Below are 14,479 nucleotides of genomic sequence, written 5' to 3'. Positions count from 1 at the left end.
CATTTGCTGAATGAAGGGGCTGAGTTAAATGCGGTAAAGGAACTGCTGGGGCATGCCAGTTTGGCTGCCACTCAGGTATATACCCACAATACGATTGGCAAGTTAAAAGAAGTACATAAGAAGGCGCACCCCAAGGGGTAAAATATTAGTCTAAACTGTTGTATGTGAATGATTTGCGAAAATAAAAAATAGTGCCGGTCATTCTTGGAAAATGGACCTCTTTATGTTATCTTCATAATGACAGACGGTTCCAAGCCTATGAATATTTCATACACCGGAAGTTCTTTATTTATTGTTCACTTTAAACGTGATATGTTATGAACGTTAACATTCAGACTGTACATTTTGATGCAGACATTAAGTTAGTGGAGTATGTAACCAATAAGCTCGAAAAGCTTTCCACTTTCCACGATCGAATCATCAAAGTGGATGTTTTTTTGAAATTAGACAATGTTGTACATCAGATCAAAGACAAAGTAGCAGAAATCAGAGTTCACGTACCAAAACACGATTTTTTTGTAAAAGCCAGTTCCAAATCATTTGAAGAGTCGTTTGACAGTGCTTTGGATTCCCTGGTTAACCAAATAAAAAGAAAAAAAGAAAAGCATTATGCAAGCTAAATTGCAGTAAAGACCTCTTCGGAGGTCTTTTTTTTTGCCCGGATGCCAGTATTTACGGGGCCTGGCGGTTTTTTTAAAAAAAATGATTTCAAAATTTTTGTATTTCTTAAATTCTTTTACCTTTGCCATCCCGTAAACAAAAAGGGGAAGTTCTTTCAGGAATTAAAACGCCACTTTAGCTCAGCTGGTAGAGCAACTGATTTGTAATCAGTAGGTCGTTGGTTCGATTCCGACAAGTGGCTCTTGTTTTATAAATTGGGCAGGTTCCAGAGCGGCCAAATGGGGCGGACTGTAAATCCGCTGTCTTTCGACTTCAGAGGTTCGAATCCTCTCCTGCCCACCAACTTATTTTTAGATAAATAAGGGTAGTTCTTTTCATTGGAATGAAGTTATTTTCAGGCGGTGTCTGAAAATCAATAAGCGGAAGTAGCTCAATTGGTAGAGCGATAGCCTTCCAAGCTATAGGTTGCGAGTTCGAGACTCGTCTTCCGCTCTTTCTTTCCGCCGTTGTAGCTCAGGGGTAGAGCACTTCCTTGGTAGGGAAGAGGTCGTGAGTTCGATTCTCACTAACGGCTCCACAGGGCCAACCGGTATGGAACGCAGGAAAATGTGAACAGAGCTGGTAGTTCTTGAAAACAGGTGCTAAGCACCATATTAATAGAAACCTCCGAAAGGAGGGTGGATAATTTTAAAACCACAACTTAAAAACAAATAAAATGGCAAAAGAGACCTTTAAGAGGGAAAAGCCCCACGTTAACGTAGGTACTATTGGCCACGTTGACCACGGTAAAACCACTTTGACTGCCGCTATTACCAGCATTCTTGCTACTAAAGGTTTGGCGACAGCGAAGAAGTACGATGAAATTGATGGAGCTCCTGAAGAAAAAGAGCGTGGTATTACCATCAATACTGCACACGTTGAATATCAGACAGCAAACCGTCACTATGCTCACGTTGACTGTCCTGGTCACGCTGACTATGTGAAGAACATGATTACTGGTGCTGCTCAGATGGACGGTGCTATCCTGGTTGTGGCTGCTACCGATGGTCCTATGCCTCAAACAAAAGAACACATCCTTCTTGCCCGCCAGGTAGGCGTTCCTAAGATTGTGGTGTTCATGAATAAAGTTGACCTGGTTGACGACGCTGAGTTGTTGGAACTGGTTGAAATGGAAATTCGTGACCTGTTAAGCTCTTATGGCTTTGATGGTGACAATACTCCGATTATCCAGGGTTCTGCAACTGGTGCGCTGGCTGGAGAAGACAAATGGGTTGCAAAAATCGACGAACTGATGGAAGCGGTTGATAGCTATATTCCGCTGCCTCCCCGCCCGGTTGATCTGCCCTTCCTGATGTCTGTAGAAGACGTATTCTCTATCACCGGTCGTGGTACTGTTGCTACCGGTCGTATCGAGCGTGGTCGTATCAAAGTTGGTGAAGGTGTTGAGATCGTAGGTCTGATGGAAAAACCAATGACTTCTACCGTTACTGGTGTTGAGATGTTCAAAAAACTGCTTGACGAAGGTGAAGCTGGTGATAACGCAGGTCTGCTGCTCCGCGGTATTGAAAAGAAAGATATCCGTCGTGGTATGGTAATTTGTAAGCCAGGTTCTATCACTCCTCACACTGAATTCCGTGGTGAAGTATACGTACTGAGCAAAGAAGAAGGTGGTCGTCACACTCCATTCTTCAACAAATACCGTCCTCAGTTCTACTTCCGTACTACGGACGTAACTGGAGAGTGTACCTTGGCTGAAGGAACTGAGATGGTTATGCCTGGTGATAATACCAACCTGAAAGTTACCCTGATCCAACCCATCGCTATGGAAAAAGGTCTGAAATTCGCGATCCGCGAAGGTGGCCGTACCGTAGGTGCTGGTCAGGTGACTGAGATCCTTAAATAAACCATACTGGTTGAATAATTTAAATGGTCCCTTTGGGAGGTTTACCCGAACTAAGGGACCATTTTTTACTTATTAATAAGTAAATTTACCAAGCAGGTCTTTGTTTTAAAGTATATTGTGAGAATAGTAAAAGCTTGTTGCAGCTAGTAACAATTTATTCGTTCAAACAATTGATTTAAGAACAGAGCGCTGTCTTTTTTACGGGCATAGTTCAATGGTAGAATAGAGGTCTCCAAAACCTTTGATACGGGTTCGAATCCTGTTGCCCGTGCCACTTGATGAAAAATCAGTAACTTGCAAAAAAAGCTCAATGGGCCATTAACCCGTTGAGTTCTTTTGTTTCTGTGATTGATTGTAAAAAATGTAATCTTGTAGCATGAATAAAGTAACCACCTATTTCAGCGAGTCCTATAAAGAGCTGATGGAAAAAGTGACCTGGCCTACCTGGGGACAGCTGCAGCAATCCACCCTGATCGTATTAGTAGCTACGATCCTGATTACCCTGGTAATCTGGGTAATGGATTTTGCCTCTAATTCTTTATTGAAAATGATCTATTCATTCTTTAGATAATGGAAGAAACTATTGTAAACCAACAGGAGACCAAGTGGTATGTGCTGCGTGTCGTAAGTGGCAAGGAGCGTAAGGTGAAGGAGTACCTGGATAAAGAAATAAGCCGGGGTGGATGGAGTGAAGTGGTTAAACAGGTTTTCCTGCCTGTAGAAAAAGTATATAAAGTTCAGAACGGAAAAAAAGTTATGCGTGAGCGTAACTATTACCCGGGTTATGTGATGATTGAAATTGTTGAAGGGAAACTGGGAGACGATCTTAGAGATACGATCAAAAACACCAGTAATGTGATTCATTTCCTGGGAAAAGACAACCCGATTGCTTTGCGTAAAGCGGAAGTGAATAAAATGCTCGGGAAGATGGATGAGATGAGCGAGGCAGGGGGTATGAGCATGAGTGAGCCATTTATTGTTGGAGAAACGATCAAGATAATTGAAGGGCCATTCAATGATTTCAACGGTATTATTGAAGAAGTGAACGACGAAAAAAAGAAACTGAAAGTAACCGTGAAAATCTTTGGACGTTCTACGCCCGTGGAACTCAATTATATGCAGGTGGAAAAACTTGCCTGATTGGTATAAAATTGAAAGGAAAGTGCGCTCAATGGCGCACTTTTTTGTTTATGAGCTAATTTATTCATAGCTTTGCAGCCCCAAGAATAGTTCTTTTTCGAATTGGATTTGGGAGTCTGCCCCAGCTAAAGCCAGGGCGGACGCTAACACCAAAAAATAGTTTATCATGGCAAAAGAAATCACCGGTTTCGTAAAGTTGCAGTGTAAAGGCGGACAAGCCAATCCTGCGCCCCCCATTGGTCCGGCCCTTGGTTCTAAAGGTCTGAACATCATGGAGTTCTGTAAGCAGTTTAATGCAAGAACCCAGGATAAAATGGGTAAAGTACTTCCTGTGCTGATCACAGTGTACTCTGACAAGTCGTTCGACTTTGTTATTAAAACTCCTCCCGCATCGGTTCAACTGCTGGAAGCTGCTAAGCTGCAAAGTGGTTCAAAAGAACCCAATCGTTCAAAAGTTGGAAAAGTTACCTGGGCCCAGGTAGAAGCAATCGCTAAGGATAAAATGCCTGACCTGAACTGCTTCACACTGGAAAGTGCCATGAAAATGGTAGCCGGTACAGCACGTAGCATGGGTATCACTGTTGATGGTGTTGCTCCATGGGAAAATTAATTGTGAAACACAAAAACTTTTGAGCAATGGCTATCACTAAAAAAAGAAAAGCAGTTAACCCTAAGGTTGATTCCAATAAAATTTATTCACTGAAAGAAGCTTCTTCCCTGGTGAAAGAAGTGAATATCGCGAAGTTTGATGCTTCAGTTGACCTGCATATCCGTTTGGGTGTAGATCCAAAGAAAGCTGATCAGGCAGTTCGTGGTACAGTTACCCTTCCACACGGAACCGGTAGAACCAAACGTGTATTGGTTCTTTGTACACCTGATAAAGAAAATGATGCAAGAGCTGCAGGTGCAGATCACGTAGGCCTGGATGAGTTTATTCAGAAAATTGAAAGTGGCTGGACAGAGATCGATGTTATCATCGCTACTCCTTCTGTAATGCCTAAAATTGGTAAACTGGGTAAAATCCTCGGTCCGCGTAACCTGATGCCAAACCCCAAAACCGGTACTGTTACCAATGATGTTGCTTCAGCGGTAAACGAAGTGAAAGGTGGTAAAATCGCCTTTAAAGTGGATAAAGCCGGTATCGTTCATGCTTCTATTGGCCGGGTGAGCTTTGGTCCGGAAAAAATTGCTGAAAACAGTCAGGAACTGATCAATGCAATCATTAAACTGAAACCAGCTACCGCTAAAGGTACCTACCTGAAAGGCGTGAGCATGGCAAGCACCATGAGTCCTGGTATTAGCATCGATACCAAAACTTTTATTCACTAATTCAAAAACCGTTCACCTGTAAAGGGTTGAAATAAATATTTGCGGTATGACTAAAGAACAAAAACAAGAAGTGATTGACCTGCTGAAAGGCAAGTTCGCTCAATATAATAACTTCTATATCACTGATACGGAAAGCCTGACTGTTGCACAGGTTACCAAGCTGCGTAGCGTATGCTATAATAAGCAGGTAGAAATGAAAGTGGCTAAAAACACCCTTATAAAAAAGGCACTGGAATCTCTGGATGCTGAAAAGTACAGCGGTGTATATGAAGCCCTGAATAATGTAACAGCCCTGATGTTTTCAGAAAATCCGAAAGAGCCTGCGCTGATCATTTCTGCTTTCCGTACGGAAGCAAAAGGAGATCGCCCGATCCTGAAAGCAGCATTCATTAATGGCGATGTATACATTGGTGATGAACAATTGAAAGCACTGACCAAAATCAAAACCAAAAACGAACTTATTGGTGAAGTTATTGGTCTTCTGCAATCTCCTGCTAAGCGCGTTATTGCAGCTTTGCTGGAAAAAGCAAACAAAGAAGGTGGTGATGCAGCTGCAGCTCCGGTAGAAGCTGCTCCGGCTGAGTAATCGCAATCATATTCCCCTGCCTGAGGGGTGCATTAGAATTTTTTTAAAACCGCCGTCGGAGCATACAGGCTGTGAAGACGGTAAAAATCTAAACAAATGGCAGACATTAAATCTTTAGCCGAACAACTGGTTGGCCTTACTGTAAAAGAAGTACAGGAACTGGCTGATTTTCTGAAATCTGAATATGGTATCGAACCTGCTGCTGCTGCAGTAGTAGTAGCTGCTGATGGTGGTGGCGCTGCAGCCGCTGCTGAAGAGAAAACTGCTTTCAATGTAATCCTGAAAAGCGGTGGTGCTTCTAAACTGAACGTAGTTAAAATCGTAAAAGACCTGACTGGTCTTGGTCTGAAAGAAGCAAAAGAACTGGTTGACGGCGCTCCTAAAGCAGTTAAAGAAGGTGTATCTAAAGCAGAAGCTGACGATATCGCTAACAAACTGAAAGAAGCTGGTGCTGAAGTTGAAATCAACTAATTAACCTGGCTCATTAATAAAAAAAGCTGCTCAGCAAAACTGAGCAGCTTTTTTATTCAACGGCTTTCAGCAAGTAGAGCACATGCTGCTTGCTATAATATTGATTGTAGAATAGCAGGTGTTTTATCCGTGTACTTGTACCTTTTTTTAACACCAGGGCTGGAAATAGCTGGCCGGTTTCCACCATCCTGGTGGCGGCCCATAAGCCAAAGCCCGATGCTGTATCAAATTCCCCGGTTAGCTGTTTGAATTGCAGTTCTGTCGTAGCCGGCGTTAACTGCTCACTTACCAGGTCATAATAAGAATCATACCGGGTATCCTTATTTCTTCCTGAAATATAGACGTCTATGTCTTGCCATTGCAGTTGGTGTGCAGCTAATAAAGCATGCACAGCATTCCTGATTTTCTGCTGATCGGGTTCAAATAAAAGTTGTAGATCTTCTATTGCTAGTACAGCGCCCGTTTTATCTTGTTGTGCAAAAAAGAAAAAACTTCCTTCACCTGATACTGCTCCGGATTTCCAGAATCCCAGTTTTTCCTTAATGATATAATGCTCATCTGTCATTTCTTCAAAAGAGCCTATTAGTGCATTGCGAATGGTATTGTCTCCCATTAGTAAAGCAGCATCCAGGAGCGCATGTTCCAGCGAAAAGCCACTGTGTACATACGTGGTATTATAGGAATTAACCTGGTGATGCAAGCCAATTAGTCCATTTAGAGCGTTATACGTAGACTGTATGAAAGGAGAAGGGTTGAGGGTGCCTTCCTGGAAGGAGCGGATTGCATGCATGAATTTCTCCGTATCATTTAAACTGCCTTTACCCGTACCAGTTAAGATGGCCTCAGGTTTTGCTATGCCCGCATCTTTAAGGCATTCAATGGCGGCAACCAGGCCAATCCGGGTCAGTCGGCTCATCCTTCTTAATTGCATGATCGTAAAATACCTGGAATAATCCGGTTCTACATATACAAACCGATTACCGGTGCATGGCCTGCTTGCCTGCGAAAGATCATTCGAATTGAAACAATCCTGCGCGGTAATAGCCCGGGCTGATTTTATATAAAGCGGATTAATCATAATTGCTGAATACTAAACTTGCGTTGTTTCCACCAAACCCAAAAGAATTACTCAGGATATGTTTGAGCTGTAATTGACGGAAGTCTTTTACAGGAACCAGGTTGATGGTGGGCATGGGGGTATGAAACGGTAAGCCGGGGTAAATCTCCTGGTGCTGCAAACTTAATATCGAAAAAACAGCTTCTATAGCGCCTGCTGCAGCAAGTGTATGCCCGGTATATACCTTGGTGGAACTAAAGGGGGGCACATGTTCTCCAAATAATCTCCGGATAGCCTGGCCTTCTGACTCATCGTTATTTAACGTGGCGGTGCCATGGGCATTGATATAGGAGATATCCGCTGGCAGAAGCCCGGCTTTCTCGATGGCGCGTTTCATGGCCTCGAATGCGCCAAGCCCTTCCGGTGAAGGGGCGGTTGGATGAAAGGCCTCGTTGAAATTGGCATAGCCGCTAAGTACGGCTAAGGGCCTGTTTCCCGATTGCTGCAGGCTGGCTTCCGTTTCCAGCAACAAATAAGCGGCACCTTCTCCAAGATTTAATCCATTTCGGTTGGCATCAAAAGGCTTGCAGGCTTCTTTATCGAGGTTTTTAAGGCTGTTGAACCCGTTAACCGTAAACCTGGTAAGGCTGTCTACACCTCCGCACACAACCCTGTCAAGAATGCCTTGTTGTAATAACCTGGCCCCGTACTGGATGGCATTGGCGGAGGAAGAACAGGCGGTACTGACCGTTGTCATAAAATCTGTTAACCCAAACTGGCGGGCAAGATGTTCTGTTCCGGTAGCACAATCAAGCCCCGAAGCCCAGTCTGTGTTTGCCTCCTGGTTTTCTGGCAGAATAAGCTCGAAATAACGATCCTCAATATCTGTCATTCCACCTACGGTAGTGGCGTTGACCAAACCCTGCCGAATAGATGTACCCACTGGTGAACAATAGGTAAAACATTCTGCCAGGGCCAGGGCTGCCAGGGCCTGCAACCGACTTTGCTGCAGCTTAGTATTAACAGGAATTAGGGAAAAGAGTTGCTCCGTAGAATAGGGTACTTCTCCGAAGGGAAAAGTGTTGCTATGGATACTATTTAAAAAAACAGCAGATTTCAATCCGGATTTGCCTGCTACCAGCTTTTCTCTTTGCGCTTCTACACCAATTCCCAAAGCGGAAACAATGCCGATTCCGGTAATGAAAACGGAAGACATAACTTATTTTTTACGGTTGGCCTGGATGTATTCAGCCATTGTGCTCACGGATTCAAATATTTTTCTCCCCTCGCGCGGATCTTCAATTTTGATACCATAATTTCTCTCCATCAATACAATCATTTCCAGGGAATCAATGCTGTCTAACCCCAGACCTTCTCCGAAAAGAGGGGCATTGTCATCAATTTCTTCCGGCTGCATCCCCTGCAAATTGAGGGCTTCAATAATTTGTAATTTTAATAAACGCTTAAAATCTTCCATGCAAGGGTATTTTGAGGTGTCAAAAATAGCATAATTAGGAATTAATAACGGTTAGGATTTATATTGCAACTTATGGCAATCAGTATTTTAGTGCTTTATTATTCGCAGAGTGGTCAGCTGGGTCAGATACTGGATAACCTGACAAGTACGCTGGGCGATAAGCTTGAAATTACCACTATTGAGTATAAGCCGGTGGAGGAGTTTTCCTTTCCCTGGACCAGTCAGACTTTTTTCGATGCGATGCCTGAATCGGTGCTGGAAATACCGGTACCACTTCAACCGATTGAAGTTCCTCAGAAACCATATGATCTGGTAATACTTGGCTATCAACCCTGGTTTTTATCGCCTTCCATTCCTACCAGCAGTTTTTTGCAATCGGACTTTGCAAAAGTATTGGATGGTAAACCGGTTCTTACCGTATTAGGAACGAGAAATATGTGGCTCAATGCCCAGGAAAAAGTTAAAGCGCGGTTATTAGCGCTGAATGCAAGGTTGGTTGGATCCATCGTTTTGGCCGATACCAACCACAATCTTATATCATTACTAACTATAATACGTTGGAATTTTACCGGTAGAAAAGAAGCCAGCAAGTGGCTGCCCGAGGCCGGTGTACAAACGGCGGATATTAAGAATGCGGCCCGTTTTGGTTCTATTATCCGAAATGCGGTGGAATCGGGCAATTGGGAAGGGCTTCAACCCGCTTTATTGGCAGCGGGGGCTGTAGAATTAAAACCCACCCTCATCATATTAGAAAAAAGAGGCATTAAACAATTTCGCAAATTTGCCCGGTATATCCGTGAAAAAGGCGAAAGGGGAAACCCCGATCGCCTGCCCAGGGTGCTATTATTCAAGCGTTTATTGCTGACTGGAATTTTTGTGCTGTCTCCGATATCGGGTTTTACGGCAAAAATGGCCAGTCTTTTCCGGCAAAAATCTTTTCGCAAACAGGTTAATTATTTAAAGGAATTGACTATGAGAAGGATATGATTTAAGTGGAATAATTAATAAGTAATATTGCAGAATAATACTAATCAGAATTTTTTATGGGAGATGTGTTTGTTACAAGGCTTGCGAAATTTTTACCGAACGACCCTGTTAGCAACGATGATATAGAACTGTACCTGGGATTGGTGGATGATAAACCTTCAAGAGCGAAACATAAGATTCTCAGTAACAATAAAATCCAGTCGCGCTACTATGCTATTGATAAAAATGGCAACAGCACCCATTCCAATGCTGAATTGGGGGCCAAAGCTGTAGAGGGTTTGCTGGATGATCAGTTTAAAAAAGAAGATATTGAACTGCTCACTTTCGGCACCATGTCGCCCGAGCAGTTGCTTCCGAGCCATACCGCTATGATTCATGGAGAACTTGGTTGTCCGCCAACAGAAATTGTTTCCGTAAGCAGTTCCTGTGCATCGGGTTTCCAGGCAATGAAATATGCCTATATGTCGGTAAAAGCCGGGCAGGTTAAAAGAGCGGTATCGGGGGCTTCCGAAAAAGTATCGACCTGGTTAAAAGGGGAGAAGTTTGATATGGAAACCGATCGCCTGAAGGAATTAGAAGCAAATCCGATGATTGCATTTGAAAAGGATTTCATGCGATGGATGCTGAGTGATGGGGCAGCGGCCGCCCTGCTGGAAGATAAACCGAATGATACGGGTATATCGCTTCGGGTCGATTTTATTGATATTAAATCCTATGCCAACGAATTACCCACCTGTATGTATTCAGGCGCCATTCGGAAACCAGATGGCAGTTTAACCGGCTGGCCGGAATTCCGTCCGGAAGAATGGGGCAACCAGAGTATTTTCTCCTTCAAACAGGATACCCGTCTGCTGGGCGTTAAAATTGTTCCGATGGGAGGGTTGTTTATGAAGGAAATATTTGAAAAGTATAACCTTACTGTTGAGGGAATTGACTGGTACTTACCACATTTGTCTTCTGACTATTTCCGCGAAAAGATCCGGGATGAACAAGAGAATATAGGCCTGTTGTTTCCCCCTGAAAAATGGTTTACCAATCTTACCAGAGTAGGAAATGTTGGCAGCGTTTCCCCCTACCTGATCCTGGAAGAACTCTTTCACTCGGGCCGGTTAAAAAAAGGGCAGAAATTGCTGGTCATGATTCCGGAAAGTGCCCGCTTTACCTATATCTACGCGCATTTTACAGTTGTATAATATGAAAAAGGAAGAAGTACCACACGATAAAAAAATAATACATGGCGAAGATAATTCGCTGGTTAAAGTGTTGTACGTAACCAATCAGGAAGGCGCTTATGAAACGACCCGATACGAAGGATGGGAAGCAGAAAATTTGGCGATGAGCCAGGCATGGGAGGATATTGATGAAAAAATTGCCAGGACGCTGGAATTGGTAAAAAAAGGTGAATTGAGTCCGATTGCCTATTATATGGAGAAAAACCTGATGGATCTTCCTACCTTATCCAGTTATGTCGGCAGTTGGAAATTCTTCGTCAAAAAACACCTTACACCACAAGGGTTCAAAAAATTATCTCCCAAAAAGCTGGAGAAATACGCTGCTGTATTTAATATTTCAGTAGAAGAGCTGGTTCATTTTAACGGGTGAAAAATACAGTCCATTAGTGCATGATCATAGACAATTTTCAACATCAGCAATCGGCCCATTGCGAAAGTGGGGTTACACTCGGTCTATTACGTTATTACGGTATTGAGCTGAGTGAGCCACTCATTTTCGGGATTGGTGCGGGCTATTTTTTCGGCCACCTCCCCTTTGTGAAAGTAAGTGGAGTACCGGGTACTACCTTCCGTATCTGGCCGGGTTATATATTTAAACGCGTTTGCCGAGAACTGGGGGTTAAAATGCAGGTTACTTCTTTTTCCAACAGTGGAAAAGGGATGCAGGCACTTGATCGGGCACTGGCTGCAGGGCTACCGGTAGGATTGCAAACCAGTGTTTTTTACCTTAGTTATTTTCCACCGGCCTATCGTTTCCATTTCAACGGGCATAATCTTATTGCCTATGGTAAGGAAGGGACCGATTACCTGATAAGCGATCCTGTTATGGAAACCGCTACCCGGTTATCCGCTTCAGACCTGGAAAAAGCCCGGTTTGCAAAAGGGTTTCCGGCTCCGAATGGCAGAATGTATTACCCGGTTCAAACAAAAAGCAGCTTTGATTTGCCTGCAGCAATCCGGAGAGGAATAAAAAAGACCTGCTGGTTTATGCTCAGTTCTCCGCCTCCCTTTTTTGGCGTACACGGCATAAAATTCCTGGGCAGAAAAATAAAAAAATACCCGGTAAAACTGGAGCCAAGGAAAGCCACCCTTTTTATCGGAAATATTATACGGATGCAGGAAGAGATCGGAACAGGCGGTGGTGGCTTTCGGTTTCTTTACGCAGCCTTTCTACAGGAAGCAGCCCAGCACCTCAACAGCCCGGCATTACTGGAGGCTTCCAAAGAAATGACCAATATCGGAGATGCCTGGAGAAATTTTGCGTTCGCAGCAGCAAGAGTGATGAAAGAAAGAACAGGAAACATTGCCTCCTACGATGAACTGGGAGAAATGTTGCTGGTGCTCGGAGAACGGGAAAAAGCTTTTTTTACACACCTGAAAACCCTGGTCTAAATATTTCCATGCTCCAGCTTCAGCAACTCGAAAAAACCTATAAAAATGCTGTGGAGCCCTCGCTGCGAGGACTTTCACTTTCTTTTTCCAGTACCTGTATTGCTGGTTTGTTAGGGCCCAATGGCGCGGGTAAAACAACTACGATCTCCATTCTTTGTGGCCTGGTAAAGGCAGATGGGGGATCCGCCCGTTTACTAGGCCTCGATGTGCTGCAGGATGCAGAGCAAATAAAAAAACGGATCGGTGTGGTTCCGCAGTCTATTGCCCTGTATCCAACACTTACCGCCGTGGAAAACCTGCAATACATCGGAAAGTTATACGGACTGTCTTCCCGGCTATTGAATACCCGAATTAACCAATACCTGCAACTATTCGGACTTGAAAAAAGTGCCCATAAAGCCATTCGTCATTATTCGGGCGGCATGAAAAGAAGGGCAAATATCATCGCCTCCTTGCTGCATGAGCCCGAATTACTGATACTTGATGAGCCTACTGCCGGTGTAGATGTACAATCCAGGAATATGATCCTGCAATTTTTACAGGACTATCACCGGGCCGGACATGGTATCGTCTACACATCGCATTTATTGGAAGAGGCACAGCAATTATGTGATGAAATTGCGATAATAGATCATGGGCAACTGGTGGTACAGGGGCGTCCTAAAGAGCTGATGCAAAACCTGCAGGCAAGCAGCCTGGAACAGGTATTTTTACAATTAACAGGAAGCAGTTTGCGGGATTGATATGAGAAAAATCATTGCCACCTTTATAAATGAAAGCAGGTTGTTCAGCAAGGACCTGGCCGGCATGGCACTTTTATTCCTTATGCCCCTTGCACTAACCGTTCTGATGGCATTGATCCAGGATGCGCCGTTTCGCGAATACCAGGACATACGCTTTAAAATTCTTTGGGTTGATGAAGATGGCGGTAAGATGGCGAGGCAACTGGCCCAAGGCTTTGATTCCATTCCACAGTTTGAACTGATCCGGGAAATAGACGGCAGTCCCCTGAACCAGCAAAAAGCAAGAAGCCTGGTTCAAAAGGGAACGTATAAAATGGCCGTGGTTCTACCAGAAGGTGTTTCGGCCGAAGTGGCCAATAGTGCTAACCAGGTAGCCAATGAACTGGGCAGCAAGATGGGGGCCCCAGGAAAGCTGCCGCAACGTGCTTCCAGGAAAATTGAGCTGCAGATTTTATTTGATCCGGTAACCAAACAGGCGATGAAGCTTTCAATTCTGAATGCTTTGGAAAAACAACTGACAAGGGTGCAGGCCGAAATCATCTTAAACAAGCTGGAAGACCGGGTAGAAGAGCAGGCCACAGATAGTACTGGAGGTACTGCATTGAATTTGCAGGAAAAATTAAACGCTGTAAGCATTAAGGAAGAAGCGGCCGGCGAAACTCCGGTAATTAATCTAAATACCAACTCGGTACAGCATAATGTACCCGCCTGGGCCTTATTTGGGTTGTTTTTCATTATTATCCCCATAGCTGGCAATGCGATCCGGGAACGGGAAGATGGCAGTTTGATGCGGATTAAAATGATTCCGGGCTCTTATTTTCATATCCTGCTGGGAAAAATCGGGTTTTATGTAATGCTTGGGGTGGCCCAGTTTTTTGTAATGCTGGCTGCCGGGGCTTTATTGATGCCCCTATTAGGCCTGCCTTCCCTGCAGATAGGCAACGCGTATGGCAGCTTGTTGCTGACGGTGTGGGTAGTAGCGGGTACGGCAACGGCCTACGGGTTGTTGGTAGGCACCGTTTTTCAAACGCCCAACCAGGCCCTGCCTTTTGGAGCGATCTCTATTGTAATATTATCAGCCATTGGCGGGATTTGGGTACCTGTTGAAATTCTTCCTGCCGGTTTACAGCAATTAGCCAAACTTTCCCCTTTATATTGGGCACTGGATGCCGTGAATGATCTCTTTCTGCGTAACGGCAGTTTTTTAACCATCTGGAAAAAGCTGGCTGCTTTAACCATTTTTGCCGGGTTATTCATCTTTTTCGCCGGCATAATCGAATCTCGCCGCCGCCGCTGATCTTCCCCTTGAAGGGAGCCTAACTGATCAGTAAAAGCACTTACAAGGCCTGAATCTTCTTAAATTTTACGGGTGAATTTTTTATTTATTATGGTATTAAGTAGAGAAAATGCTGGATCATGATAAACAATAATAAATTTCTGATACCCTTTTGTTAATATTTAAATAAGTATTCCTAATTTGTTAAAAATTTGGTTAAGGCACTGATTTTTCAGGTATAAGTCGAGTTCTGAATGAGTTCAAT

The 14,479-nt window shown here is 43.9% G+C and carries 17 protein-coding genes and 5 tRNA genes; 19 read left to right on the top strand and 3 right to left on the bottom strand.

Annotation, left to right across the window (positions count from 1 at the left end):
• The first annotated feature begins 317 nt into the window (after nt 1-317).
• The 13 genes from raiA (at nt 318) to rplL (ending at nt 6,050) form a co-directional block, all read left to right on the top strand.
• Nucleotides 318-620 (top strand): ribosome-associated translation inhibitor RaiA, encoded by a 303-nt coding sequence (raiA, locus tag A1D16_RS15165; RefSeq protein WP_290710994.1) that lies wholly within the window; start codon nt 318-320, stop codon nt 618-620.
• Between the two features lie 169 nt (nt 621-789).
• A tRNA-Thr gene (locus A1D16_RS15160) sits at nt 790-862 on the top strand.
• 15 nt (nt 863-877) lie between these two features.
• Nucleotides 878-963: transfer RNA gene (locus A1D16_RS15155), tRNA-Tyr, on the top strand.
• Nucleotides 964-1,040: 77 nt separating this feature from the next.
• Nucleotides 1,041-1,113, top strand: a tRNA-Gly gene (locus tag A1D16_RS15150).
• 10 nt (nt 1,114-1,123) lie between these two features.
• Nucleotides 1,124-1,198, top strand: a tRNA-Thr gene (locus A1D16_RS15145).
• 138 nt (nt 1,199-1,336) lie between these two features.
• Entirely contained in the window at nt 1,337-2,524 is a 1,188-nt protein-coding gene (gene tuf / locus A1D16_RS15140; protein WP_290710992.1) for an elongation factor Tu, read from the top strand.
• 200 nt (nt 2,525-2,724) lie between these two features.
• Nucleotides 2,725-2,798: transfer RNA gene (locus A1D16_RS15135), tRNA-Trp, on the top strand.
• A gap of 102 nt (nt 2,799-2,900) precedes the next feature.
• Entirely contained in the window at nt 2,901-3,095 is a 195-nt protein-coding gene (gene secE / locus A1D16_RS15130; protein WP_290710990.1) for a preprotein translocase subunit SecE, read from the top strand.
• The gene (gene nusG / locus A1D16_RS15125; RefSeq protein WP_290710987.1) at nt 3,095-3,664 is read left to right on the top strand and encodes a transcription termination/antitermination protein NusG; all 570 of its coding nucleotides are present in this window, start codon (nt 3,095-3,097) and stop codon (nt 3,662-3,664) included. Before secE ends, nusG begins: the two co-directional genes overlap by 1 nt.
• Nucleotides 3,665-3,830: 166 nt before the next feature.
• Complete coding sequence (rplK, locus tag A1D16_RS15120; RefSeq protein WP_187255502.1) at nt 3,831-4,274, top strand: 50S ribosomal protein L11; 444 nt, start codon at nt 3,831-3,833, stop codon at nt 4,272-4,274.
• A 26-nt stretch (nt 4,275-4,300) separates the two neighbouring features.
• Nucleotides 4,301-4,993: a 50S ribosomal protein L1 gene (gene rplA / locus A1D16_RS15115; RefSeq protein WP_290710984.1), complete on the top strand. Its 693-nt coding sequence runs from the start codon at nt 4,301-4,303 to the stop codon at nt 4,991-4,993.
• Nucleotides 4,994-5,039: 46 nt separating this feature from the next.
• Complete coding sequence (gene rplJ / locus A1D16_RS15110) at nt 5,040-5,579, top strand: 50S ribosomal protein L10 (RefSeq protein WP_290710981.1); 540 nt, start codon at nt 5,040-5,042, stop codon at nt 5,577-5,579.
• A gap of 96 nt (nt 5,580-5,675) precedes the next feature.
• Nucleotides 5,676-6,050, top strand: coding sequence for a 50S ribosomal protein L7/L12 (rplL, locus tag A1D16_RS15105; RefSeq protein ID WP_290710979.1), 375 nt, complete (start codon nt 5,676-5,678; stop codon nt 6,048-6,050).
• A gap of 52 nt (nt 6,051-6,102) precedes the next feature.
• Here rplL and A1D16_RS15100 read toward each other — a convergent pair whose 3' ends face one another.
• Genes A1D16_RS15100 through A1D16_RS15090 form a run of 3 tightly spaced genes read right to left on the bottom strand, consistent with a single transcriptional unit; the run spans nt 6,103 to nt 8,584 of the window.
• A complete protein-coding gene (locus A1D16_RS15100; protein WP_290710977.1) occupies nt 6,103-7,128 on the bottom strand; it encodes a beta-ketoacyl synthase chain length factor in 1,026 nt (341 codons plus the stop codon).
• On the bottom strand, nt 7,121-8,323 hold the full coding sequence (locus A1D16_RS15095; protein ID WP_290710975.1) for a beta-ketoacyl-[acyl-carrier-protein] synthase family protein: 1,203 nt from the start codon (nt 8,321-8,323) through the stop codon (nt 7,121-7,123). The genes A1D16_RS15100 and A1D16_RS15095 overlap by 8 nt, the downstream gene beginning before the upstream one ends.
• 3 nt (nt 8,324-8,326) lie before the next feature.
• Complete coding sequence (locus tag A1D16_RS15090; protein WP_290710973.1) at nt 8,327-8,584, bottom strand: phosphopantetheine-binding protein; 258 nt, start codon at nt 8,582-8,584, stop codon at nt 8,327-8,329.
• Between the two features lie 72 nt (nt 8,585-8,656).
• On the opposite strand from A1D16_RS15090, the gene A1D16_RS15085 reads away from it, so the two are divergent.
• From A1D16_RS15085 to A1D16_RS15060, 6 genes are read left to right on the top strand one after another with little or no spacing between them, the layout of a single operon-like run.
• A complete protein-coding gene (locus A1D16_RS15085; RefSeq protein ID WP_290710971.1) occupies nt 8,657-9,571 on the top strand; it encodes a hypothetical protein in 915 nt (304 codons plus the stop codon).
• A 56-nt stretch (nt 9,572-9,627) separates the two neighbouring features.
• A complete protein-coding gene (locus A1D16_RS15080; RefSeq protein WP_290710969.1) occupies nt 9,628-10,764 on the top strand; it encodes a beta-ketoacyl-ACP synthase III in 1,137 nt (378 codons plus the stop codon).
• A gap of 1 nt (nt 10,765) precedes the next feature.
• Nucleotides 10,766-11,173 (top strand): hypothetical protein, encoded by a 408-nt coding sequence (locus A1D16_RS15075; RefSeq protein ID WP_290710967.1) that lies wholly within the window; start codon nt 10,766-10,768, stop codon nt 11,171-11,173.
• 20 nt (nt 11,174-11,193) lie between these two features.
• On the top strand, nt 11,194-12,195 hold the full coding sequence (locus A1D16_RS15070; protein ID WP_290710965.1) for a BtrH N-terminal domain-containing protein: 1,002 nt from the start codon (nt 11,194-11,196) through the stop codon (nt 12,193-12,195).
• 8 nt (nt 12,196-12,203) lie between these two features.
• A complete protein-coding gene (locus A1D16_RS15065; RefSeq protein WP_290710963.1) occupies nt 12,204-12,938 on the top strand; it encodes an ABC transporter ATP-binding protein in 735 nt (244 codons plus the stop codon).
• A 1-nt stretch (nt 12,939) separates the two neighbouring features.
• Entirely contained in the window at nt 12,940-14,235 is a 1,296-nt protein-coding gene (locus tag A1D16_RS15060) for an ABC transporter permease (RefSeq protein ID WP_290710961.1), read from the top strand.
• The last annotated feature ends 244 nt before the right edge of the window (nt 14,236-14,479 follow it).

Origin of the sequence: Flavihumibacter sp. CACIAM 22H1 (assembly GCF_001601815.1) — a bacterium.
GTDB lineage: Bacteria > Bacteroidota > Bacteroidia > Chitinophagales > Chitinophagaceae > Flavihumibacter.
This window is presented reverse-complemented; position numbering and strand designations above follow the sequence as displayed.